Source organism: Streptomyces sp. NPDC047981, from assembly GCF_040653315.1.
Classification (GTDB): Bacteria; Actinomycetota; Actinomycetes; order Streptomycetales; family Streptomycetaceae; genus Streptomyces.
Map to the genome: position 1 here is coordinate 1 of NZ_JBEZNQ010000052.1, position 22350 is coordinate 22350.

The window sequence follows — 22350 nt, forward strand, 5'->3', positions numbered from 1 at the left end:
CTTCCGAACGGCCGCCGGCCGCGGCGGCGCCGAGCGCGAGCCCGGCGCCTCCCCAGCCGAGGACCGTACGCCGCGAGGCGGGGGTGCTCTCCGGCCCAGTGCTCCGGTTGTCCTCGGACATGTCCGCGCCCCCTACTTCACGACCGCGGCGGCGAGCTTGGAGAGCGGCTCGGCCAGCGCGTTGACGCCGTCCGACAGTTCCTTGCGCTCGGCCTGGCCGACCTTGTCGTACGAGGTGAAGACGTAGGAGCTCTTGTCCGTGCGGTACTTGTCCAGGAGCGTGTTCAGCGCCGCGAACTGCTTGTCGAGTTCGGCGACGAGCTTCGGGTCGTTCTTCGACGCGACCGGCTTGAGCAGCTCGAAGGACTTCTGCGCGCCTTCGACGTTCGCCTTGAAGTCGACCAGGTCGGTGTGGGAGTAGCGCTCCTCCTCGCCGGTGACCTTGCCGGTGGCGACCTCGTCGAGCAGCTCCTTGGCGCCGTTGGCCATCGAGGTCGGGGTGATGTCGGCCTTGCCGACCCGCTTCACCCAGTCCGCGAGGTCCCTGTCGAGGATGCCGGCGAGCTCCTTCTCCCGCTCGCCGATCTTCTTGTCCTGCCAGAGCGCCTTCTCCAGGCGGTGCCAGCCGGTCCAGTCCTTCGCCGGGTCCTGGCCGGCCTCCAGACCGTCCTCGCGGACGTCGACCTTCGGGTCGATGTCGCCGAAGGACTCGGCGACCGGCTCGGTGCGCTCCCAGCCGATCCGGGAGTCGGCGTACGCCTTCTTCGCGGCCTCGACGTCACCGGCGCGCACGGCGTCGGTGAAGACCTTCACCTTCGGCAGCGTCTCGTCGGCCTGCGCCTGCACGTACTGGCGGTAGGCGGCCACGGCCGCGTCCATCTCGGGCGAGCGCTTCGCGACCGCGGCGCCACCACCGGAGACGGTCACCTTCTGGCGGATGCCGTCGCCCTTCATACCGGGCTTGCAGGCGATCTCGTACTCACCGGCCTTCACCTCGGCGGTGATGGTGGCCTTGGTGCCGGGGCCGATGTTCTCGCGCTCCGTCACGATCCGGTCGTCCGGGTACAGGATGTAGACCTCGGTGACCTTCGTGCCCCGGTTCTCGACGGCGAGCTCCACGTGCCCGGCCGGGAACTCCTTCTTCGACACCTCGCAGGAGTCGTCCTTGGCGACGACCTTGACGGCGCCGTCGTCGCCCTTGGCGTCGCTCTTCGCGGTGCAGCCGGTGACGGCGGTCAGGGCCGCGGCCGTGACGGCTGCGGTGACGACGGAGAGGCGGACGGCTCGCATAGGGGTGCTCCAGAGAGGACGGGGGCGGGTGAGGCGGGCCTAACTTAACCGAGGCTTACCTCACGCAAAACGGGCCGTCCAGTGATTCCGCTCTCACGTTTCCGGCCCGGTCGCGAAGGGGTCACGGCCCGCCCATCGCGGTGCCATGACCGGGTCAAGTGCTGGTCAAGGTGCCGGATTTGCCGGATTAGGGCGCGGTGTCGTCGACGCACGCCGTGGTGGGGGCGGCGCGACGGGGGACGACCAGCGGGACTCCGGTACGCGGGTGCGCGAGCACCTCCACGGGCTGCCGGTAGACCCGGCTCAGGAGTTCCTCGTCGAAGACCTCGGCCGGTGGGCCGTCCGCGGCGATCCGCCCGGCGTGCAGCACCCCGACCCGGTCCGCGTGGGCGGCGGCGAGGCCGAGGTCGTGCAGGACGACCACCACCGCGACCCCGGCGGCAGCGCGTTCACGGCAGACCCGCAGCACCAGTTCCTGGTGGCGCAGGTCGAGCGCGGCCGTCGGCTCGTCGAGCAGCAGCAGCGAGGTGCGCTGGGCGAGCACGCGGGCCAGGGCGACCCGGGCCCGCTCGCCGCCGGAGAGCGCGGAGAACGGGCGGTCCGCGAACTCGGCGACCTCCGTGGCCGCCATCGCCTCGGCGACGGCGGCCTCGTCCTCCTCCTCGTACCCGGTCCCGGCCCACGGCGCCCGGCCCATCCGGACCACCTCGGCGACCGGGAACGGGAAGGCGAGCGCCGCCGCCTGCGGCAGCACGGCCCGGCGCAGGGCCAGTTCGGGGGCGGACCAGCGGTTCGCGGGCCGGCCGCAGATCCGTACCTCTCCGCCGGCCGGACCGAGGTCGGCGGCGAGGGCGCCGAGCAGCGTCGACTTCCCGGCCCCGTTGGGCCCCACCAGGGCCAGCACCTCACCGGCCCGTACGAGCGTGTCCACCCCACCGAGGATCTCCCGCCCGCCGAGGCCGACCCGGAGCCCCCGGGCCTCGGCGACGACCTCGCCGGGCGCCGGCCGGACGGGCAGCTCGCGGGACCGGCCCGCGCACCGCAGAAGACCGCTGATCATGCCCAACCACCTTGCCTACGACGGGTCCTGCGCAGCAGCCGACTGTGCCTGCCCGGGGGCAACCCCCGGACCCCTGGCAGGGGGGAGCGCTCGGGGTGCCCGCTGCCGGAGAAGAATCGGGGGGTCATGCCCAGCCCCCCTGCCGACGACGGGTCCTGCGCAGCAGCCAGAAGAAGAACGGGCTGCCGAAGAGGGCGGTGAGGACGCCCAGGGGGAGTTCGGCGGGGGCCGCGACCGTACGGGCCGCCAGGTCGCCGGCCGCGAGGACCACCGCGCCGCCGAGCGCGCTGCCCGGGACCAGGAAGCGGTGGCCGGGGCCGTTCGCCATCCGCAGCAGATGGGGAACGAGCAGGCCCACGAAGGTGATGATCCCCGCCACCGCGACCGCGGCGGCCGTGAGCAGTGCCACGACCAGGATGAGGGCGATCCGCAGCCGCTCGACGTCCACGCCCAGATGCCGCGCGGGCCGCTCGCCGAGCGCGAGGAGGTCCAGTTTGCGGGCGTGGAACGGGGCGACGGCGAGCCCGATCAGCGCGCACGGCAGGACGGCGAGCACCTTCGGCCAGGTCGCCTGGGCGAGCGAGCCGAGCTGCCAGAAGGTGATCTGGGTGATCTGCGCGTTGTCGGCGAAGAAGATGAACAGGCCGATCAGGGCGCCCGCGAAGGCGTTCACCGCGATGCCGGTGAGGATCAGCGTCACCACCTCCGTGCGGCCGCCCGCGCGGGACATCGCGTACACGAGGAGGACCGTGGCGAGCCCGGCCGCGAACGCGCAGACCGTCACCGTCCAGTTGCCGAAGAAGCTGAGGCCGAGCGCGATCGCCCCGACCGCGCCGACGGCCGCGCCGGCCGAGATGCCGATCACTCCCGGCTCGGCGAGCGGATTGCCGAACACGCCCTGCATCAGGGCGCCCGCGCAGCCGAGAGAGGCGCCGACGAGGATCGCGAGCACCACCCGGGGGAACCGGATGTTCCACAGCACGCTCTCCGCGGAACGCTCGAGCGCGTGGCCACCGAGGCCGAGGCGGTGCTGCACGGAGGCGAGGACGTCCCCGAGCGGGATCTCGTACGCCCCGATCCCGGCCGAGAGCAGCGCGAGGACGATCAGCGCGGCGAGCAGGACGAGCGTGAGCGTGGCGGCACCACCACGCGCCCCGCGCCGGCTCGGCGCGTCCGGGGCGTCCGGCGCGTCCGGGGCCTGCGGGGCGGCGGGGCTCGACGCGTCCGGTGCGTCAGGGGCCTCCTTCGCCGCCCCGCGCTCCCCGGCGGGCGCGTCGTCGACGGCGGTCACTTCGTCTCCCCGTACAGCTGGTCGACCAGCGACCGCAGCACCTCGTCGGTGCGCGGGCCGTAGTTGAGCAGGACGCCGTCGTCGATCGAGACGACCCGGCGGTCCATCCCGGCCGGGGTCTCCGCGACGCCCGGGACCTTCACAAGGCCGTCGATGCCGCCGACCGACTGCAGCCCCTTGGTCATGACGAGGATCGCGTCCGGCGCGGCGGCGGCCAGCGCCTCGCTGGTGATGGGCGTGAAGTCCTTCGTCAGGCCCGACTCCTTGCCCGCGTCGACCGCTCCCGCCGCCTCCAGGAGCGACGCGGCACCGGACTCGGCGCCGCCGAGCAGGTAGACGGCCGCCGAGCCGCGCACGTAGAGGAAGGCCACCCGGGGCTTGCCCGCCGTGCCGTCCTGGGCGTTCCGGCCGGGAATGTCCTTGCGGACGGCGTCGATCCGGTCCTGCGTGCGCCGCTTCAGCGCGGTGCCCGCTTCCGGCGCGCCGAGCGCGGCGGCGACCGTGTCGATCCGGGCGGACACGTCCGCCAGTTCCTTCGCGGGCTTCACCACGACGAGCGGGATGCCCGCGTCGCGGATCTGGGCGATCGCCTCGGCCGGTCCTGTGGAGGTGTCGGCGAGGACGAGTGTCGGCCGCAGGGAGAGCACGCTCTCGGCGGAGACGTCGTGGGCGCGGGTCACCACCGGGAGTTCCGCGGCCTGTTCGAAGGTGGCCGTGATGTCCCGGGCGACGACCCGGTCGCCGAGGCCGAGGGTGAAGACGATCTCGTTGAGGGAGCCGGTGAGCGGGACGATCCGCTCCGTGGAGGTGACGGTGACCTTCCGGCCGTCCGCCGACTCCACGGTCACGGGGAGCGTGGACTTCGGGGCGCCGGGCAGGGGTTCGACCCGGTCGGCGGCGGCCTTCGCGGGCGAGGAGGAGTCCGCCGGGGGCGCGGCCCGCCGCGGGGCGCTTCCGTCTCCGCAGCCGGTCGCCAGGAGGGCGAGCGCGAGCGCTGACATCAGCACACCCGCGAGGCGAGTTCTCTGCACGGGGAGGCACCGTCCTGTTCGTCTGGGCAGCGGTCTGTCGCTCTGCCTGCCGGTACCTTAGGTTAGCCTTACCTCACTTGCTAGCCCTCGGAGGGGTTCCATGCTGCTGTCCAGACCCGCCCGGGCGTTCACCGTCCTGCTCTTCGCGGCGATCCTCGGGTCCCTGCTCCCGGCCACCGCCGCCCAGGCCGCGGGCCGGACCGTGCAGGGCGGCAGGCTCGACTGGGGCATCAAGTCCTCGTTCCAGAGCTATGTCACGGGGCCCATCGCGCAGGGCAGTTGGAACCTCACGGGCGGCGCCGCCACCGTCGGCGGCAGCCAGTTCCGCTTCCACTCCGCACAGGGCTCGTACGACCCGCAGAGCGGGGCGCTCACCGCCGGTTTCTCGGGCGGGGTCCGCTTCCTCGGTCACCGCAAGAGCGACGGCACCCATGAGTTGGACCTCACGGTCAGCCGGCCCACGGTGCGGATCGAGGGCGGGCGCGGCACCCTCCACGCCGACATGGCGAGCAAGGCCAAGGGCTCGGGGCGGGTCACCACCTCCTCCCAGGTGCCGCTCGCCTCGCTCGACCTGTCCGGCATCGACATGCGCGGCGGCGGCAGCCCGATCTCACTGACCGATGTGCCCGCCGCGCTGACCGCGCAGGGCGCGCGCGCCTTCGCCGGCTACTACACGGCCGGTACCCCGCTCGACCCGATCAGCCTCACCGTCGACGTGCAGGCGGCGGCCGCCAAGCCCTCGGCCACGCCGTCCGCGACCCCGTCCGTCCCGCCGTCCGCGACGACCTCCGCGACCCCCGGCGGCTTCCGTGACGGGGCCGTCGACTGGGGCGTGCGGCGCACCTTCCGCGAGTACGTCACCGGCTCGATCGCCCAGGGCGGGTGGAGCCTGTCCGCCGGCGCCCAGGACGGCGGCGCGCTGTTCCGCTTCCCCGGCGGGAAGGGCACGTACGACCCCAAGGAGCAGACCCTCGACGCCGACTTCGCGGGCTCCGTCCGCTTCACCGGCACCCACCTCGACCTCGCCCTGGGCGAGGTCTCGGTCACGGTGACCGGCGGCAAGGGCACGCTCAGCGCCGATGTCACCAGCGCCGGCAGGACGGAGAAGGCCGTCCCCCTGGTCACCTTCACGGCCCGGGACTTCGCCCCGAAGAACGGCCTCGCCGTCCTGACCGAGGCGCCCGCGACCCTCACGGAGGGCGGTGCGAAGGCGTTCGGCGGGATGTACAAGGCGGGCACGGAGATGGATCCGGTCTCGCTGGCGGTCGCGGTCGACGCGAAGGCCCAGCTTCCGGCCCTGCCCGACCTGGGCAGCGACCCCGAGCCCTCGGCCCCGGCCTCCGCCCCGGCCGCCTCCGCCCCCGGGAAGGCCGCGGCCGCGGAGGGCTCCCCGGCGACGGCCACGTACCTCGCGCTCGGCGCGGGCGTGCTCCTGGCGGCGTCGATCGCGGTGTTCGTGGCCGTCAGGCGCCGCCGTACGGCCACGACCGACCCCTCGGCCTGAGCCAAGGGCTCACGAACCCACGGCACTTCCCTACCCGAACGCGCCCTCAAGGCGCCGTTTCACCCACATTGATCCCGTTTCTCCACCCCACCCCCCGATCCGCCTCTCGTAGGAGACCACCCACCATGGCCACAACCACCCGCCGTCCCGTCGCCCTCGCGGCGGCCGTCGCCACCGCCGCCGCCCTCGGGGCGAGCGTCTTCGCCCTGCCCGCCCTCGCCGCGGACGGACCGGACAAGGCGGCGGGCGCACCCTTGACGGAGTTGAAGGAGGGCACGCTGGACTGGGGCTTCAAGGAGTCCTTCCGCAAGTACCTCGCCTCGCCGATGGCGGCGGGGAAGACCACGGTCGCGGAAGGCGCGAAGCAGGCGGCGGGGAACGGGGTGTTCACCTTCGTCGACGGCACCGGTACGTACGACACCGGGACGCACGCCACGGCCAACTCCTTCAAGGGCAGCGTCCACTTCGAGGCCCACCACGGCGTCCTCGACATCACGCTCTCCGACGTGAAGCTGTCGACCAAGGGCACGGCCGCGCCGACCGGCGAGATCACGGCCGACGTGGTCACCAAGGGCAACGACGGGAAGTTCGTCACCCGGAACGACATCGCGATCGCCGCGCTCGACATGAGCGCGGTGCGGCCCGGCCAGGGCGCGGGCGGCGCGATGGTCTTCAAGGACATACCGGCGAAGCTGACCAAGGGCGGCGCGGAGGCCTTCGCGGGCTTCTACAAGGAAGGCGACGCGCTCGACCCGGCCACTCTGTCGGTGAAGGCGGGGGCGCCCCCGAAGCCGACCCCGACCCCCACCCCGACCCCCACCCCCACGCCGACCCCGACTCCCACCCCGACGAAGACCACGGCCCCGCCGACGACCGCCCCCACCACCGCGCCGCCCACCACCGCGCCGCCCGTCACCGGCACCCCGTCCGTCCTGAACGGCAAGCTCACCTGGGGCGTGAAGGAGTCCTGGCGCTCCTACGTCGTGGGCACGTGCGGCGGCAAGGCCACCACGACCGGTGGCGCGACGAAGAACGGTTCGGTGTACGACTTCGGCCTCGGCTCGGCCACGTGGGACGCGAAGGCCCGCAAGGCCGACGCGGTCTTCCGGGGCACCGTCCGCTTCGAGTGCGCGGCGCACACCATCGACCTCGCGGTCAGTGACGTCAAGGTCCGGGCGAACGGCTCCACCGGCACCGTCGTCGTGGACGTCACGACCGCCAAGGGCACCAGGAACGACGTGACCTTCGCCGACCTCGACCTGGCGAAGGCGGACTACTCCGCGAAGAACGGCGTCGTCACCCTCAAGAATGTCCCGGCCAAGCTGACCAAGGACGGCGCCGCCCAGTTCGCGGGCCCGAACGGCGAGGCCTTCTACAAGGCCGGCACGGCGATCGACCCGGTCACGGTCGCCCTCACCGTGGACAAGGACGCCGCGCTGCCGTCCACGACCGGCGGCACCACCGGCGGCACCTCGACCACCGGCGGCTCGACCGCGGGCGGTTCGACCACCGGCGGCGGCACGGTCGGCGGCGGCTCCGGCTCCCTCGCCGCGACCGGCTCGGACACCCCGACGGGCACCCTCCTCGGCCTGGCCGGCGGCACCGCCCTCGCGGGCGCGGCCGTCGTCGTCGCGGCCCGCCGCCGCACCACGACGGAGTCCTGACCCGAACCCCCGAAACCGCCACCCCCCACAGACAGGGCCGCACCCCCGAAGAACGGCGGTGCGGCCCTGCCGCATGTCCGGCCGATTCCCGGTGGACCGGCGGAGTGGGACTGCCGGATGCTTGAATTCGGCCATGAACACGACCGCGACGAGTAGCGCCGCCGACATCGACGTCCTCCGCGTCTTCTGCGCGGGCGACGGACGGTACGGCAACGCCCTGGGTGTCGTACGGGACGGACGTATGCACCCCGACGAGGCGTCACGGCAGGCGCTCGCCAAGGAACTCGGGTTCAGCGAGACCGTCTTCGTGGACGATCCCGAGCGGGGGGTCGTCGACATCTACACGCCCGGTGTGCGGTTGCCGTTCGCCGGGTACCCGCTGGTCGGCGCGGCCTGGCTGCTCGATCTGGAGGTCGTCCGGCCGCCCGCCGGAGAGGTGTGGGTGCGCGGGGACGGGGAGTTCACCTGGATAGAGGCCCGCGCCGAGTGGGCCCCGCCGCGCACCCTGCGGCGGTACGGCTCGGCCGCCGAGGTCGACGCGCTGGACGTGCCCGAACCGGGGGAGTGGATCTACGCCTGGGCCTGGGAGGACGAGGCCGCCGGGCGGGTGCGGGCGCGCGGCTTCCCCGGGCGCGGGGACGGCATCGACGAGGACGAGGCGACCGGCGCGGCGGCCCTGCTGCTCACCGCGGAACTCGGCCGGGCCCTGAACATCACTCAGGGCCGGGGGTCGCAGATCCTGACCGCCCCCGGCCCCGGTGGAGTGATAGAGCTGGGTGGCAGGGTCCGCCTGGAGCGGACCGCCACCCTCGCGCGCTGAGCGCGACAACTACGAGCTGAGCGCCACTACGTGCTGAGCGCTACTGCGAGCTGAGCGCTCCTACGCGCTGAGCGGGAACTCGCTGCCCAGCTCCCGGAACACCGCGCCGTTGAAGTCGAACGCGCGCTTGCACTCGTCGATGATCCGCTGCTTCTCCAGGTCGTCCGCGTTCACCCCGTCGAGCAGCTCCCGGTAACCCCGCTTGAAGGCCGCCGGGTTCGCGATCTCCTCGAAGACGTAGAAGCGGACGCCGTCGCCCTTGCGCGCGAAGCCCCACGTGCGCTCCGCCTTGTCGCGGATGATCTGGCCGCCCGAGAGGTCGCCGAGGTAGCGCGTGTAGTGGTGCGCCACATAGCCGGCCGGCCACTCCTCCGCGCACTCTGCCACCCGCAGCGCGTACGCGGCGGTCGACGGCAGCGGGGAGAGACCGGCGCGCCAGTCCGGGCCCCGCAGGTGGGCGAGGTCCTGCTCCAGGGCGGCCGTGCGGAACAGCTCCGGCTGTATGAAGGGCCCGGCCACCGGGTCGTTCCGCAGCGCCTCCGCACCGTCCTCCAGGGCGCGGTACACGAACCAGAGCTGCTCCGTGTACCGCGTGTACGCGTCGACGGCGAGCCGGCCGCCCAGGAGGTCGCTCATGAACGTCGACGTCTCGGCCTCGGTGTGCTGCTCGTGCGAGGCCGTGCGGATGAGCGTCGAGAAGGGCGTGTCCAAGGCGTGCCTCCGTGGCCGATGGGGACGGGAACCTGTTGAGATACTGCTACTTAGGCTTACCTAAGTCAACTGGTTCCCGACGTCCTGTCGGTAAAAAGGTACCCCGCGGAGGGGTCAGGGCAACGTGAGAATCTCGGCCCCGGTCTCCGTCACCACGAGCGTGTGCTCGAACTGTGCCGTCCGCTTGCGGTCCTTGGTCACGACCGTCCAGCCGTCCTCCCACATGTCGTACTCGTGCGTGCCCAGCGTCAGCATCGGCTCGATCGTGAACGTCATGCCGGGCTGGATGACCGTGGTGGCGTGCGGGGAGTCGTAGTGGGGGATGATCAACCCGGAATGGAACGACGAGTTGATGCCGTGTCCGGTGAAGTCGCGCACGACGCCGTAGCCGAAGCGCTTGGCGTACGACTCGATGACCCGGCCGATGATGTTGATCTGCCGCCCCGGCTTGACCGCCTTGATCGCGCGGTTGAGGGACTCGCGGGTGCGCTCGACGAGCAGTCGGGACTCCTCGTCCACGTCGCCGCAGAGGTACGTGGCGTTGTTGTCGCCGTGGACCCCGTTGATGTACGCCGTGACGTCCAGGTTCACGATGTCGCCGTCCCTGAGGACGGTGGAGTCGGGGATGCCGTGGCAGATGACCTCGTTGACCGAGGAGCAGAGCGACTTCGGGAAGCCGCGGTAGCCGAGGGTCGAGGGGTACGCCCCGTGGTCGCACATGAACTCGTGCGCGACCCGGTCCAGCTCGTCCGTGGTGACGCCCGGAGCGATGTGCTTGGCGGCCTCCTCCATCGCCTGCGCGGCGATGCGGCCGGCGATCCGCATCCGCTCGACGGTGTCGGAGTCCTGCACCTCGGGCCCGGTGTAGGGGGTGGGCGCGGGCTTCCCGACGTACTCGGGACGGCGGATGGCTCCGGGAACGGAGCGGTGGGGAGAGAGCTCCCCCGGTACGAGCAGCGACTGGCCAGACATGTCAGCGAGTCTAACGACCGCAGGTGGGGCAGCATGGCCCCAGAGGAAGGAGCCGACGATGGCCCTGTTCAAGAAGCGCACGGTGGGCAAGCCGGGCGAGTGGTACTACTGCCTGGAGCACAAGAAGGTCGAGGAAGGGCCCGACTGCCCGGCGAAGAACCGATTCGGCCCCTACGCGAGCCGCGAGGAGGCGGCCCACGCCATGGAGACCGCGCGGGAGCGCAACCTGGAGTGGGAGACCGACCCCAAGTGGCACGACGCCCCCAAGGACGGCCCGAAGCCCGACGGCACCTCCGACCAGTGACCCGGTGACCGGTCACCGGGCCGGGTCCGCCCGGCCCGGGTGACCGTTCAGGCGGCCAGGCGTCAGGCCCGGTGACCGTTCAGGCGGCCGGTCTCCCAGCCCGCGCGACCGGCCCGACGTCAGACCCGGCGAGCGGGTCAGGCCGGGGCCCCCGTGGCCCCGGCCCCCTCCCGGGCACCGGCACCGTCCGCCTCCCGCGCCGCCCGCGCCTCGCGCTCCTCCTGCGCCGCCTTGTGGCGCAGCGCGTCCTCGTCCGTGTCGGCGTCGTACGTGAGCAGCTTCGGCAGCGTCAGACAGAGCAGCCCCACCGCGGCGACGCACGCGACACCACCGCTCCAGACCGCCGCCCGCGTGCCCGTCCAGCCCGCCATCGCGCCCGCCCGCACCTGGCCGAGCTGCGGGCCGACGCTGTACGACAGGACCTCGATCCCGGCGAGCCGGCCCCGCAGCTCCTCCGGGATCGTCTGGTTCCAGATCGTCGAGCGACCCAGGCCGCTGAGCATGTCGCCCGCGCCCGCGAAGGCCAGACAGAGCAGCACCAGCCAGACGTTCCCGAACCAGCCGGCCGCCGCGATCGCGAGCCCCCAGCCCGCCGCCCCGAACACCACCAGAAGACCGTGCCGGCGGATCCTCGCGGTCCAGCCGCTCGTCATGCCGAGCACGAGCGAGCCGACCGAGCCCGCCGCGTACATCAGGCCCAGCGACCACTGCGCGTCCAGCTCCGCCGCGAGGAAGGGGAAGATCGCGTTCGGGAAGGCGAAGAACATCGCGGCCAGGTCGATCGCGTACGTACCGAGAAGCACCGGCCGCGACCAGGCGAACCGGGCCCCCTCCGCGATACCGCGCAGGGAGGGCTTCTCGGCGTCGTGCGCGGGCGGCGCGGGGGAGAGGCGCCGGCACAGCAGGACGGAGAGCGCGAAACCGGCGAGGGTCACGCCGTACGCCGTCGCCTGCCCCGCGTACGCCACGACCAGGCCCGCGAGCGCCGGCCCCGCGATGGCGCCCATCTGCCAGCGCAGCCCGTTGAGCGCGGCGGCGGCCGTCATCTGGTCGTGCGGGACGATCCGCGCCAGGAGCGAGTCGAGCGCGGGCCGCTGGAGCCCGGACAGCGCGGAGACCAGGGCCGCGACGACGTAGAGCGGCCAGAGCAGCGGCTCCGAGAGCAGAGAGTTGAGCAGGAGGGCCAGGGCGAGCAGCCCGAGCCCCGCCTCCGTCGCGACGATCACCTTCCGCCGGTCCACGGCGTCGGCGAGCGCGCCTCCGTACAGCCCGAACACGACCAGCGGGACCAGCTCGACGGCGCCCATCAGCCCGACGGCGAGCGGCGAACCCGTCAGCTCCATGATCTGCAGCGGCAGCGCGATCAGCGCCATGAAGCTCGCGAAGACCGTCACCAGGCCCTGGATCCACAGCAGACGGAAGTCGCGGGAGGAACGCCAGGGCGCGAGATCGGGCAGCACGGCGGAGAGCTTGGAGGTCACGAGAGGCCATGCTCCGGCGGTCGCTCGGCACGGGGCAACCCAATTTCGAGGGAGGTGACTCGGGTCACCAGCCCGTCGGCGGCGGTGACGTCAGATGGTCCGCCAGCAGCGAGAGACGGTCACGGAAACGGCGCCGGCCGCGCGGCGGCGGCAGGCTGTTCTCCCCGGCCGCCGCGCTCACCAGGTGCTGGACCGTGTCCAGATCCACCTCCGCGTCCGCCCCGACCGTCAGCGTCTCGTGCGCCAGGCCGTGCACCTCCGGGTCGCCGCCGTCGAGGGACAGCACCGTCGCCCCCGCCCGGCGCGCGTCGTGGACCCGCTCCAGGAGCCCCGCTCCGGGCCGCTCCGGGGCCACGAGCAGCAGCGTCGCCCCGGTGCGTGCCGCCTCCAGGCGCCCGAGGCCGACGGCCAGGTGCGCCGGGTCGCCCGGCCGCACCCGGTGCCGTACCAGCGTCGGCGCCAGCTCCGGCTGCCCCGACCAGGCTGCCTCGTCGACCAGGTGCGCCGCCAGGTGCCAGGGCTCGTATCCGTCCGTCCCCACGAGCAGCAGCCCGCCCCCGCGAGGGACGACGGAGGAGCGGAGCGCCCCCGCGAACCGGCGGGCCTCCCTCGGCCACTCCGTCCCCGCGAGCACCTCGCGCAGCAGCGCGACCCGTACGGCATCCATGGCGCCGCATCCTGCCCCAGCCGGGCGGAGTCCGCGCGCCGGTCGCGGAGGTTCCACCCGTACGGGATCGGAAGGGGCGACCGGCCAGTAATGTCGAGGCCATGACTACGACTGACAGCAAGCCCGCCCCCAAGGACCCCTGGGACCTCCCGGACGTCTCCGGTCTCGTCGTCGGCGTCCTCGGCGGCACCGGCGACCAGGGCCGCGGCCTCGCCTACCGCCTCGCCAAGGCCGGCCAGAAGGTGATCATCGGCTCCCGGGCCGCCGAGCGCGCGCAGACCGCCGCCGACGAGCTGGGCCTCGGTGTCGAGGGCGCCGACAACGCCGAGTGCGCCCGCCGCAGCGACATCGTGATCGTCGCCGTGCCCTGGGACGGCCACGCCAAGACCCTGGAGTCGCTGCGCGCCGAACTCGCGGGCAAGCTCGTCGTCGACTGCGTCAACCCGCTCGGCTTCGACAAGAAGGGCGCCTACGCCCTCAAGCCCGAGGAGGGCTCCGCCGCCGAGCAGGCCGCCGCGCTGCTCCCCGACTCCCGGGTCGCCGCGGCCTTCCACCACCTGTCGGCCGTGCTGCTCCAGGACCCCGCCATCGACGAGATCGACACGGACGTGATGGTCCTCGGCGAGGAGCGCGCCGATGTCGAGATCGTGCAGGCCCTGGCCGGCCGCATCCCCGGCATGCGCGGGGTCTTCGCGGGCCGCCTCCGTAACGCCCACCAGGTCGAGGCGCTCGTGGCCAACCTGATCTCGGTCAACCGCCGCTACAAGGCCCACGCGGGGCTCCGGGTCACCGACGTCTGAGCCCCGCCGGCACGGACCCGCGACGGAGCGAGGCGGGGCATGGGGGACACTGGTCGGGCACCATCGCCGTACCCGGACAGGAGCCGACCCTCATGCCCCGCCTCGCTCTGTACGCCCTCGCCGTCTGCGTCCTCGCGGTCGTCGCGGCCGTCATCTCCTTCGCCGCGGGCAGCTGGCTGGGGATCGTCTGGGTCCTCCTCGCCGGCCTCTCCTCCAACATGACCTGGTACTACTTCCGCCGCGCGAAGGCCGAGGCCGCCGCCTCCGAAGCGGTCTAGGGTCAGGCCCTGGGGACAGGCCCTAGACCTGGCAGAGCTCCGGCGTCTCCTGCCAGAAGCGGTAGAGGTTCGAGCCGCAGTAGCGGGAGATCTCCGGCACGCCGAGGGCGCGCATCAGCGCGTCGATCGTGTCGAAGAACGCGCCGTTGATCGCGGGGACGAAGAGCAGCGCGATCACCACGAAGAAGCCGTACGGCGCGTACGGCTCGATCTGCCGCTTGATCTTGTACGACAGCCAGGGCTCGATCACTCCGTAGCCGTCCAGGCCCGGTACCGGCAGGAAGTTCAGGAGCGCCGCCGTCACCTGGAGGAACGCCAGGAACGCCAGCGCGTACTGGAAGGGGCGCGGCACGCCGTCCAGCGCGTCCAGCCAGAACGGCGCCGTGCAGACGATCGCGAACAGCACGTTCGTCAGCGGTCCTGCCGCCGAGATCAGGCTGTGCTTCCAGCGGCCCCGGATCCGGCCCTGCTCGATGAAGACAGCGCCGCCGGGCAGACCGATGCCGCCCAGGATCACGAAGAGCACCGGCAGGATGACGCTCAGGACGGCGTGGGTGTAGGCGAGCGGGTTGAGCGTGAGATAGCCCTTCGCCCCGATCGTGATGTCCCCGCTGTGCAGCGCCGTGCGGGCGTGCGCGTACTCGTGGAGACAGAGCGAGACGATCCAGGCCGCGGTCACGAAGAGGAAGATCGCCACGCCGGGGTTGGACGCGAAGCCCGTCCACACCGCCCAGCCGGTGACCGCCATGACGGCGAGGATCGCCAGGAAGACCGGGCTGATCCGGCGCTCGTGTCTACGGCTGGTGGCCGTGGTCATCGGTGGGACTCCTCAAGGCGCGGCGGCGTGTGTGCGGGAAACGTGCCGGGGCGGGGGCGAGTTCCTGCGGAGATCCCCGGCTCACGGAGAATAGAGCCTGTGCGCTATTCCGTCCTCGGCCCCACCCAGGTCCACTCGGCCGACGGCAGCCCCGTCGCCCTCGGCGGCGCGCGGCTGCGGTCCCTGCTGACCGCGCTGGCCCTGCGCGCGGACCGTACGGTTCCGGTCGGCTCCCTGGTCGCGGAGGTCTGGCCCGACGACCCGCCGGCCGACGAGATCGCCGCGCTCCAGGCCCTGGTCGGCCGGCTGCGCCGGGCGCTCGGCCGGGAGGCCGTGGTGTCCGGTCCCGGCGGGTACCGGCTCGCGGCCGCCGACGACGACGTGGACGCGCGACGCTTCGAACGGCTCGTGGGGGAGGGCACACGGGCCCTGGAAGCGGGCGACCCGGCACGGGCCGCGTGCCTGCTCGACGAGGCCCTCGGCCTGTGGCGCGGACCCGCGCTCGCGGACCTGCCCGACCGCACGGCGGAGGCCGCCCGCTGGGAGGCCCGCCGCCTCGACGCCCGACGCGCCCGCCACACCGCGGCGCTCGCGCTCGGGGAGGCCGCGTCCGCGCTGCCCGAGCTGGCCGCGCTCTGCGAGGCCCACCCGCTGGACGAACCGCTCCAGGCCCTGCGGATCCGGGCCCTGCGCGCCACCGGCCGCGCGGCCGAGGCGCTCGCCGCGTACGAGTCCTTCCGCCGCGCCCTCGCCGACAGCCTCGGCGCCGACCCGTCCCCGGAACTACGCGCTCTCCACGGCGAGTTGCTCGCACAGGAGCCGGAAGCACCGGCCACCCGGGCGGCGGCCCGCCCGCCCGCGCGGCTCCCCGCCCGTACCGCCCGCCCCGGCAACCTGCGCGCCAGGCTGACCAGTTTCGTCGGGCGCGACCAGGACATCGCGCGGCTGCAGCGGGACCTGCGCGGCAGTCGGCTCGTCACGCTCCTCGGCCCCGGCGGAGCCGGGAAGACGCGGCTCTCCCAGGAGGCGGGCGAGCGGGCCGCCGACGCCGGGGCGGACTGGCCCGACGGGGTGTGGCTGGCCGAACTCGCGCCCGTCACCGACCCCGAGGCCGTCGCCGAGGCCGTGCTCGGGGCCGTCGGGGCGCGGGAGACCGTGCTGCGCGGTGCGGGCGCCGAAGGGCTCAGGACCTCCGACGACGCGCTGACCCGGTTGGTGGAGCACTGCGCGTCGCGTCGGCTGCTGCTGATTCTGGACAACTGTGAGCATGTGGTGGGTGCGGCGGCGGAGTTGGTGGACGTGGTGCTGGCGCGGTGTCCGGGGGTGACGGTACTTGCGACGAGCCGGGAGCCGTTGGGTGTGCCGGGGGAGTTCGTGCGGCCGTTGGAGCCGTTGCCGCAGGACAAGGCGGTGCGGTTGTTGGCGGACCGGGGTGCGGCGGCCCGGCCGGGGTTCGATCCGGGGGACGATCCGGAGGCGTGCGGGGAGATCTGTCGGCGTCTGGACGGGTTGCCGTTGGCGATCGAGTTGGCGGCGGCGCGGTTGCGGGTGCTGTCGGCGCGGCAGGTGGCGGACCGGTTGGACGACCGGTTCCGGTTGTTGACCTCGGGGGCGCGGACGGTGCTGCCGCGGCAGCAGACGTTGCGTGCGGTGGTCGACTGGTCGTGGGATCTGCTGACCGAGGCCGAGCGTGGGGTTCTGCGGCGTCTTTCGGTGTTCTCGGGTGGCTGCGACCTGGAGGCGGTGGAGGCGGTCTGTCCGGCGGGGGACGCTCTCGGTCTGCTCGGTTCGCTGGTCGACAAGTCGCTCGTGGTCGCCGCGCCGTGCGAGGACGGGCCGGGTGGTGGGATGCGGTATCGGCTGCTGGAGACGGTGGCCGAGTACGCGGGGGAGCGGCTGGACGAGGCGGGGGACCGGGCGGAGGCCGAGCGCCGGCATCTGGTCCACTACCGCGAGCTCGCCCGCCACGCCGACCCCGCCCTGCGCGGCCCCGACCAGGTGCGGGCGATGACCTGGTTCAGGACCGAGTACGAGAACCTGCGCACCGCCCTGCGTCGCGCCGTCGCCGCCCGGGACGAGCACGAGGCGCTGGTGCTCGTCCACTGCCTCGTCTGGTACTGGCAGATGCGCGACCTCCGCGCCGACGCCCTGCACTGGGCCGAGGCCGTCGCCGCCCTCGGCCCCGATCCGTTCGCGCCGCCCGCCGCTCCCGTGGAGCCGCTCCACGAGCCCTGCACGGCCGCGCCCCCACCGCTGAGCGAGGCACAGCTGTGGGAGGCCAGGCGCGGGGTGCGGCTGATCGGGCTGCTCAACATGGACCACATGACGGGCGACTGGACGTCCCACGACGGGATCGAACGGCTCAAGCGGATCACCGCCGTCTACCGGCCCGGACTCCCGCAGACCTGCCGACTGCCCGGCACCTTCGCCGTCTTCGCCGTCATCATCATCGGCGAGCCGCGCAGGATGCGGGAGCTGCTCGACGCCACCGTCGACGCCTGCCGCCGGTTCGGCTACACGTGGGAACTCGCCGGCGCCCTCCAGCTCCGCGCCAACATGCTCGCCCACCGGGTGGACTCGGCACGGGCGGCGGCGGACGACGCCGACGAGAGCCTGGAGCTCTTCGTCCGGCTCGGCGACTCCTGGGGCGCGGCCGAGGCGCTCTCCGCGCGCGGTGACGCCCGAGAGCGGCAGCTCCGGTTCGAGGGCGCGGCCGAGGACTACGTCGCGGCCATCGGCTACGCCGAGCGGATCGGCGCCCAGTCCCAGATGACGCTGCTGCGCGCCCGGTACGCCGACATGCTCTCCCTGACCGGGCGCGCCGAGGAGGCGGAGGCGATCCTGCGCCAGGTCGTGGCGGCCGAGGAGAACCGCGGACACGAACCGACGCTGGCCGCCCGGCTGTTCCTCGCGATGCTGCTCGGCCGCACCGGCCGCACGGCCGAGGCCCGTGTGCACCTCAACACGCTCATGGACGCCTTCAGCTCCGCCACGCTGTCGGTCTTCGGCGGGTTCACCCTCGGCGGCCTCGCCTGGCTGGACAACCTCGACGGGCGGTACGCCTCCGCTCTCGGCCACTCCAGGGAGGCCCTCGACCGGTCCCGGGGCACCCTGTCGATGACGATCGCCCCCCAGATGCCCGCCATCCACCTGATCACGGCCGCCTGGGCGCTCGCCGGGCTCGGCGGCCCCCACGCGATGCTCGGCGCCCGGCTCCTCGGTGCGCACGTGGCACTCCTCCCGGAGGGCCACCTGCTCTCGCCGCCCGAGCGCGACAACCTGGAGCGGGCCACGGAACTGGCCCGCTCGGCCCTCGGCGACGGGGCGTTCGAGGCCGCGTACGCCGAGGGCGGCGGCCTCTCCGTGGAGGAGGCCGCCGCCCTGCTCGAACGCGCCGACGCGATCCAGGGGCGCGCCGAGTGAGGAGCCCCGTTCCTGATCCGCGTACGGATCAGGTCTTCACGCTCAGGTCTTCTTGCGGAACTTGGACACCGCGAGCGGCGCCGTGACGGCCGTGATCACCACGGCCCAGCCGAGCGTCATCCACACCGAGTCGCCCACCGGCGTGCCGTTGATCATGGCGCGGGCGGCGTCGGCGAGGTTCGACAGCGGGTTGTAGTCCGTGAAGGTCTCCAGCCAGCCGGGCATCGAGGTCGGCGGGGCGAAGATCGAGGACCCGAACTGCAGCGGCATCAGAACGATCATGGCCATCCCCTGGACGGCCTGGGCGGTCTTCAGCGCGAGACCGAGCAGGATGAAGATCCACATCAGCGAGGCGCCGAAGACCATGGACAGGCCGATCGCGCCGAAGAGGTCGAGGATCGATCCCTTGATCTCCAGGCCCAGCAGGAAGCCCATGCCGAGCAGGATCGCGGTGGCGATCAGCATCCGGCCGATCTCGACGACGATCTTCGCGATGAGGACGGAGGACCGGGCTATCGGCATCGTGCGGAACCGGTCCATCACCCCCTTCTTGAAGTCGTCGTTGATACCCGTGCCGACGGCCATGGCGATGTTCATGCCCATCATCGCCATCAGGCCGGGGACCACGTAGTTGACGTAGGCGTCGTTGTTGCCCTTGCCGGAGATCGCGCCGCCGAAGACGTACACGAACAGCAGGACGAAGATGATCGGCATCAGGACGACGTCGAACATCGACTCCGGGTCCTGCTTGATCTGCAGCGCGTTGCGCCGCGCCAGGGCGCCGATGTGGCGGAGGTTGGCGCGCAGGCCGATCCGGCCCTCGTCGACGGGGGCCCGCTTCACCGGGGAAGGGGCGTCGACGGGCGGCTTGGTGACCGTGGTCGTGGTCGTGCTCATGCGGCGACCTCCTCGGGAGTCGTGTCGGAAGCGGACGACTTCTCGCCCGTGATGGCCAGGAACACCTCGTCCAGGCTGGGGAGGTGGGTGCCGATGTGCGCGATGCCGAAGCCGCGCGCGCCGAGCAGGCCCACGACGGCGGTCAGCTGCTCGTCGCTGAGGATCGGCACGTACAGCGCGTCCTCGTCGGGGACGATCGTCGAGCCGGCGATGCCGTCGAGACCGGACTCGCGCAGCGCCGCCGCCATGCCCGGCAGCTCCGCCGGGTCGACCGGGCGGACCTTCAGGGTGCGCCCGCCGACCCTGGCCTTCAGCTCGTCGACCTTGCCGTTGGCGATGACCTTGCCCCGGTCGATGACCGTCAGCTCGCTCGCGAGCTGCTCGGCCTCCTCCATGTACTGGGTGGTGAGCAGGACGGTGACGCCGTCGGCGACCATGCTGTGCACCTCGTCCCAGACCTCGTTGCGGGTGCGCGGGTCGAGGCCGGTGGTGGGCTCGTCCAGGTACAGGACGGCCGGGCGGCCGATCATCGACGCGGCCAGGTCGAGCCGGCGGCGCATACCGCCGGAGTACTGCATGGCGGGGCGCTTGGCGGCCTCGGTGAGCGAGAACCGCTCCAGCAGCTCGTCGGCGCGGCGCCGGGCGTCCGCGCGGGAGAGGTCGAGCAGCCGCCCGATCATGTACAGGTTCTCCCAGCCGGACAGCTTCTCGTCGACCGAGGCGTACTGGCCGGTCAGGCCTATGGTGCGGCGGAGCTGACGGGGCTGCTTCACCACGTCGAAGCCCGCGACGACGGCGGTCCCGGCGTCGGGGACGATCAGGGTGGACAGGCAGCGGACGAGGGTGGTCTTGCCGGCGCCGTTCGGGCCGAGCACACCGAGGACGGTGCCCTCCCGGACATCGAGGTCGACCCCGTCGAGGGCCTTCGTCTCGCCGTAGTGCTTCACGAGGCCTCGTACCTCGACGGCGTTGTGTGTGGATCGCGTCATGGACCCCACTACACCAGCCACCACCGACAACGCACCGACAGACGACCGACAGCCCGCCGATGGGGGATGTCGGCGGGCTGTCGGGTCGTTCCGCGATGGACTAGTGGAAGGTGTGCTCCTCGGCGGGGAACGCCCCGCCGGTGACGTCCTCCGCGAAGGCCTTGGCGGCGTCGCCGAGGGTGGCGCGGAGGTTCGCGTACTGCTTGGTGAAGCGCGGCACCTTGCCGCCGGTCAGACCGGCCATGTCGGTCCAGACGAGGACCTGGGCGTCGGTGTGCGGTCCCGCGCCGATGCCGATGGTGGGGATGTGCAGGGAGCGGGTGACCTCGGCGGCCAGCTCGGCCGGGACGAGTTCGAGGACGACGGCGAAGGCGCCCGCGTCCTGCGCCGCCTTCGCGTCGCTGAGCAGCCGGTGCGCGGCCTCGTCGGTGCGGCCCTGTACGCGGTAGCCCATGGTGTTCACGGACTGCGGGGTCAGGCCCAGGTGGGACATGACGGGGATGCCGGCCTGGACGAGCAGCTCGGTCTGCGGCAGCGAGCGCTCGCCGCCCTCCAGCTTGATCGCTCCGACGCCCGCGTCCTTGACCAGCCGGGTCGCGTTGCGCAGGGCCTGGACCGGCCCTTCCTGGTACGAGCCGAAGGGGAGGTCGCCGACGACGAGGGCGCGCCTGGTGCCCCGTACGACGGCGGCGGACAGCAGGGTCATCTCGTCCATCGTGACGGGCACGGTGGTGTCGTACCCGAGATGGCAGTTGCCCATCGAATCGCCGACGAGCACGACCGGGATGCCGGCCTCGTCGAAGACGGACGCGGTCATCGCGTCGTAGGCGGTGAGCATGGGCCACTTCTCGCCGCGAGTCTTGGCGGCGGCGATGTCGTGGACGGTGATACGTCGCGTGCCCTTGCCTCCGTACAGCGCCTTGCTGCTGTCGGGGGACTGCGTCTGGGCAGCCTGAAGCGTCATGGTGAACGGCTCCTTCGTCATCTCGAGGCGCCCTGACGGCGTCCCCGGACCACATCCATGGTGGCACTTCGCGCGGGGACGGGGGAAGTGGGGCGAAGTGGCGCTGTTCACACCGCCGAAACGGAAGAATTCCGGGTCGTACGTACGAATGTGCGCGTTCTGTCACAGCCTCCCCGCCGCACGGCGACCGCCGGAACCCGCCGCGCGGCCCCGTCGTCCCTCGTGGCAGTACGACGGGCCCGGCATCACCTAGTGTCGTTGTCGGGTCACGGGCAAGGCAGCACGACGGCAAGGCAGTGAGGACTGAGTGATGGCGCGGGTGGACATGGCGGAGACGGAGAACGGCGGCGCCGGGAACGAGCGCTCCGGATCCCGGTTCCGAACGGCGCTCGACCGTCTGCGCGGGGACCGGGGCATCTGGCGCCGGGGCATCCTGCTGGCCCTGTGCGCGGTGCTCCTCACCCTGCTCATGGTCTTCCACGCCGACATCCCGAACCGGATCGGCAACCTGGGCAGCCTCACGGAGACCTTCCTGCCCTGGCTCGGCGTCCTCGTGCCCGTCCTGCTGGTCCTGGCCCTGCTGCGCCGCTCCGCGACCGCGCTGATCGCCCTGCTCCTGCCGACCGTGGTCTGGGTGAACCTCTTCGGCGGCCTGATCACCGACAAGTCCCAGAGCGGCGGGGACCTCACCTTCGCCACCCACAACGTGAACGCCGACAACCCCGACCCCGAGGGCACCGCCCGGCAGATCGCCGAGTCGGGCGCGGACGTGGTGGCCCTGGAGGAGCTCAAGGGCGACATGGTCCCGGTCTACGAGAAGGGCCTGGCCGACACGTACAAGTACCACGCGGTGCAGGGCACCGTCGGGCTGTGGAGCAAGTACCCGCTGCACGGCGCGGGCCCCGTCGACATCGGGATGGGCTGGACCCGTGCGATGCACGCCACCGTCTCCACCCCGAAGGCCGAGGTCGCGGTCTACGTCGCCCACCTGCCGTCGGTCCGGGTCCGGATGGACGCGGGCTTCACCGCCAACCAGCGCGACAACAGCGCGAACCTGCTCGGCGAGGCCATCGCCGCCGAGCCGCGCGAGCGGGTCGTCCTGCTCGGCGACCTCAACGGCACGATGAACGACCGCGCGCTGAACGCGGTGACCGCGCAGATGCGCTCCACCCAGGGCGCCTCGGGCGACGGCTTCGGCTTCAGCTGGCCGGCCTCGTTCCCGATGGCCCGGATCGACCAGATCCTGGTGAAGGGCGTCGAGCCGGTCTCCTCGTGGGCGCTGCCGGCGACGAAGAGCGACCACCTGCCGATCGCCGCCCGCGTCACGCTCTGACCCGGTCCCTCCGCCCCGGCCCGACCCGACCCGGCCCGGTCCCTCCGACCCGGT

The 22350-nt window shown here is 72.7% G+C and carries 20 protein-coding genes; 8 read left to right on the plus strand and 12 right to left on the minus strand.

Translation table 11 applies throughout. The features are described 5' to 3' along the window. Positions 1 to 132: 132 nt before the first annotated feature. From efeO to AB0E14_RS26830, 4 genes are all read right to left on the minus strand, one after another. Positions 133 to 1290 (minus strand): iron uptake system protein EfeO, encoded by a 1158-nt coding sequence (efeO, locus tag AB0E14_RS26815; protein WP_362423223.1) that lies wholly within the window; start codon positions 1288 to 1290, stop codon positions 133 to 135. A gap of 187 nt (positions 1291 to 1477) precedes the next feature. Continuing rightward, entirely contained in the window at positions 1478 to 2350 is an 873-nt protein-coding gene (locus AB0E14_RS26820; protein WP_362423226.1) for a heme ABC transporter ATP-binding protein, read from the minus strand. 124 nt (positions 2351 to 2474) lie between these two features. Then, positions 2475 to 3641, minus strand: a complete 1167-nt coding sequence (locus AB0E14_RS26825; protein ID WP_362423229.1) for an iron ABC transporter permease — start codon at positions 3639 to 3641, stop codon at positions 2475 to 2477. Beyond that, a complete protein-coding gene (locus tag AB0E14_RS26830; RefSeq protein WP_362423366.1) occupies positions 3638 to 4642 on the minus strand; it encodes an ABC transporter substrate-binding protein in 1005 nt (334 codons plus the stop codon). Before AB0E14_RS26830 ends, AB0E14_RS26825 begins: the two co-directional genes overlap by 4 nt. A 130-nt stretch (positions 4643 to 4772) precedes the next feature. Here AB0E14_RS26830 and AB0E14_RS26835 point away from each other — a divergent pair, with 130 nt between their 5' ends. The 3 genes from AB0E14_RS26835 (at position 4773) to AB0E14_RS26845 (ending at position 8660) form a co-directional block, all read left to right on the plus strand. Beyond that, complete coding sequence (locus AB0E14_RS26835) at positions 4773 to 6176, plus strand: HtaA domain-containing protein (RefSeq protein WP_362423232.1); 1404 nt, start codon at positions 4773 to 4775, stop codon at positions 6174 to 6176. A gap of 125 nt (positions 6177 to 6301) precedes the next feature. Further along, positions 6302 to 7840 carry an HtaA domain-containing protein gene (locus tag AB0E14_RS26840; protein ID WP_362423235.1) on the plus strand — a complete coding sequence of 513 codons (1539 nt, stop codon included), beginning with the start codon at positions 6302 to 6304 and terminating at the stop codon, positions 7838 to 7840. A gap of 133 nt (positions 7841 to 7973) precedes the next feature. After that, a complete protein-coding gene (locus tag AB0E14_RS26845) occupies positions 7974 to 8660 on the plus strand; it encodes a PhzF family phenazine biosynthesis protein (RefSeq protein WP_362423238.1) in 687 nt (228 codons plus the stop codon). A 60-nt stretch (positions 8661 to 8720) separates the two neighbouring features. Here AB0E14_RS26845 and AB0E14_RS26850 read toward each other — a convergent pair whose 3' ends face one another. Further along, positions 8721 to 9371: a biliverdin-producing heme oxygenase gene (locus tag AB0E14_RS26850; RefSeq protein ID WP_362423241.1), complete on the minus strand. Its 651-nt coding sequence runs from the start codon at positions 9369 to 9371 to the stop codon at positions 8721 to 8723. A 114-nt stretch (positions 9372 to 9485) separates the two neighbouring features. After that, positions 9486 to 10343, minus strand: a complete 858-nt coding sequence (map, locus tag AB0E14_RS26855) for a type I methionyl aminopeptidase (RefSeq protein ID WP_362423244.1) — start codon at positions 10341 to 10343, stop codon at positions 9486 to 9488. Between the two features lie 58 nt (positions 10344 to 10401). On the opposite strand from map, the gene AB0E14_RS26860 reads away from it, so the two are divergent. After that, positions 10402 to 10647, plus strand: coding sequence for a hypothetical protein (locus tag AB0E14_RS26860; protein WP_362423247.1), 246 nt, complete (start codon positions 10402 to 10404; stop codon positions 10645 to 10647). A 137-nt stretch (positions 10648 to 10784) separates the two neighbouring features. Here the strand turns inward: AB0E14_RS26860 and AB0E14_RS26865 are convergent, their stop codons facing one another. Together AB0E14_RS26865 and AB0E14_RS26870 are read right to left on the minus strand one after the other, a co-directional pair. After that, positions 10785 to 12128 (minus strand): MFS transporter, encoded by a 1344-nt coding sequence (locus AB0E14_RS26865; protein WP_362423250.1) that lies wholly within the window; start codon positions 12126 to 12128, stop codon positions 10785 to 10787. 64 nt (positions 12129 to 12192) lie between these two features. Beyond that, complete coding sequence (locus AB0E14_RS26870; protein WP_362423253.1) at positions 12193 to 12795, minus strand: hypothetical protein; 603 nt, start codon at positions 12793 to 12795, stop codon at positions 12193 to 12195. A gap of 101 nt (positions 12796 to 12896) precedes the next feature. Here AB0E14_RS26870 and npdG point away from each other — a divergent pair, with 101 nt between their 5' ends. Beyond that, positions 12897 to 13595, plus strand: a complete 699-nt coding sequence (gene npdG, locus AB0E14_RS26875) for an NADPH-dependent F420 reductase (RefSeq protein WP_362423256.1) — start codon at positions 12897 to 12899, stop codon at positions 13593 to 13595. A gap of 92 nt (positions 13596 to 13687) precedes the next feature. Continuing rightward, positions 13688 to 13873 carry a hypothetical protein gene (locus AB0E14_RS26880; protein ID WP_362423259.1) on the plus strand — a complete coding sequence of 62 codons (186 nt, stop codon included), beginning with the start codon at positions 13688 to 13690 and terminating at the stop codon, positions 13871 to 13873. 22 nt (positions 13874 to 13895) lie between these two features. Here the strand turns inward: AB0E14_RS26880 and AB0E14_RS26885 are convergent, their stop codons facing one another. Beyond that, positions 13896 to 14690, minus strand: a complete 795-nt coding sequence (locus tag AB0E14_RS26885; protein ID WP_362423262.1) for a site-2 protease family protein — start codon at positions 14688 to 14690, stop codon at positions 13896 to 13898. Between the two features lie 99 nt (positions 14691 to 14789). Between AB0E14_RS26885 and AB0E14_RS26890 the strand changes: the two genes are divergently transcribed. Continuing rightward, positions 14790 to 18113, plus strand: a complete 3324-nt coding sequence (locus AB0E14_RS26890) for a BTAD domain-containing putative transcriptional regulator (protein ID WP_362423264.1) — start codon at positions 14790 to 14792, stop codon at positions 18111 to 18113. Between the two features lie 42 nt (positions 18114 to 18155). Here AB0E14_RS26890 and AB0E14_RS26895 read toward each other — a convergent pair whose 3' ends face one another. The 3 genes from AB0E14_RS26895 to panB form a co-directional block, all read right to left on the minus strand. Then, positions 18156 to 19010, minus strand: coding sequence for an ABC transporter permease (locus AB0E14_RS26895; RefSeq protein ID WP_362423267.1), 855 nt, complete (start codon positions 19008 to 19010; stop codon positions 18156 to 18158). Beyond that, positions 19007 to 19999 carry an ATP-binding cassette domain-containing protein gene (locus AB0E14_RS26900; protein ID WP_362423272.1) on the minus strand — a complete coding sequence of 331 codons (993 nt, stop codon included), beginning with the start codon at positions 19997 to 19999 and terminating at the stop codon, positions 19007 to 19009. The genes AB0E14_RS26895 and AB0E14_RS26900 overlap by 4 nt, the downstream gene beginning before the upstream one ends. A 100-nt stretch (positions 20000 to 20099) precedes the next feature. Then, positions 20100 to 20963 (minus strand): 3-methyl-2-oxobutanoate hydroxymethyltransferase, encoded by an 864-nt coding sequence (gene panB / locus AB0E14_RS26905; RefSeq protein WP_362423275.1) that lies wholly within the window; start codon positions 20961 to 20963, stop codon positions 20100 to 20102. Positions 20964 to 21273: 310 nt separating this feature from the next. On the opposite strand from panB, the gene AB0E14_RS26910 reads away from it, so the two are divergent. Continuing rightward, the gene (locus tag AB0E14_RS26910) at positions 21274 to 22296 is read left to right on the plus strand and encodes an endonuclease/exonuclease/phosphatase family protein (protein ID WP_362423278.1); all 1023 of its coding nucleotides are present in this window, start codon (positions 21274 to 21276) and stop codon (positions 22294 to 22296) included. Positions 22297 to 22350 lie beyond the last annotated feature (54 nt).

Excerpts from the sequence above, each read along its gene's own strand:
- AB0E14_RS26895 (WP_362423267.1), bottom strand. The coding sequence starts at position 19,010 with ATGAGCACGACCACGACCACGGTCACCAAGCCGCCCGTCGACGCCCCT.
- map (WP_362423244.1), bottom strand. The coding sequence starts at position 10,343 with ATGTCTGGCCAGTCGCTGCTCGTACCGGGGGAGCTCTCTCCCCACCGC.
- panB (WP_362423275.1), bottom strand. The coding sequence starts at position 20,963 with ATGACGCTTCAGGCTGCCCAGACGCAGTCCCCCGACAGCAGCAAGGCG.
- AB0E14_RS26840 (WP_362423235.1), top strand. The coding sequence starts at position 6,302 with ATGGCCACAACCACCCGCCGTCCCGTCGCCCTCGCGGCGGCCGTCGCC.
- AB0E14_RS26900 (WP_362423272.1), bottom strand. The coding sequence starts at position 19,999 with ATGACGCGATCCACACACAACGCCGTCGAGGTACGAGGCCTCGTGAAG.
- AB0E14_RS26870 (WP_362423253.1), bottom strand. The coding sequence starts at position 12,795 with ATGGATGCCGTACGGGTCGCGCTGCTGCGCGAGGTGCTCGCGGGGACG.
- AB0E14_RS26830 (WP_362423366.1), bottom strand. The coding sequence starts at position 4,642 with ATGTCAGCGCTCGCGCTCGCCCTCCTGGCGACCGGCTGCGGAGACGGA.
- AB0E14_RS26885 (WP_362423262.1), bottom strand. The coding sequence starts at position 14,690 with ATGACCACGGCCACCAGCCGTAGACACGAGCGCCGGATCAGCCCGGTC.
- AB0E14_RS26860 (WP_362423247.1), top strand. The coding sequence starts at position 10,402 with ATGGCCCTGTTCAAGAAGCGCACGGTGGGCAAGCCGGGCGAGTGGTAC.
- AB0E14_RS26835 (WP_362423232.1), top strand. The coding sequence starts at position 4,773 with ATGCTGCTGTCCAGACCCGCCCGGGCGTTCACCGTCCTGCTCTTCGCG.
- AB0E14_RS26820 (WP_362423226.1), bottom strand. The coding sequence starts at position 2,350 with ATGATCAGCGGTCTTCTGCGGTGCGCGGGCCGGTCCCGCGAGCTGCCC.
- AB0E14_RS26845 (WP_362423238.1), top strand. The coding sequence starts at position 7,974 with ATGAACACGACCGCGACGAGTAGCGCCGCCGACATCGACGTCCTCCGC.
- AB0E14_RS26880 (WP_362423259.1), top strand. The coding sequence starts at position 13,688 with ATGCCCCGCCTCGCTCTGTACGCCCTCGCCGTCTGCGTCCTCGCGGTC.
- AB0E14_RS26910 (WP_362423278.1), top strand. The coding sequence starts at position 21,274 with ATGGCGCGGGTGGACATGGCGGAGACGGAGAACGGCGGCGCCGGGAAC.
- efeO (WP_362423223.1), bottom strand. The coding sequence starts at position 1,290 with ATGCGAGCCGTCCGCCTCTCCGTCGTCACCGCAGCCGTCACGGCCGCG.
- npdG (WP_362423256.1), top strand. The coding sequence starts at position 12,897 with ATGACTACGACTGACAGCAAGCCCGCCCCCAAGGACCCCTGGGACCTC.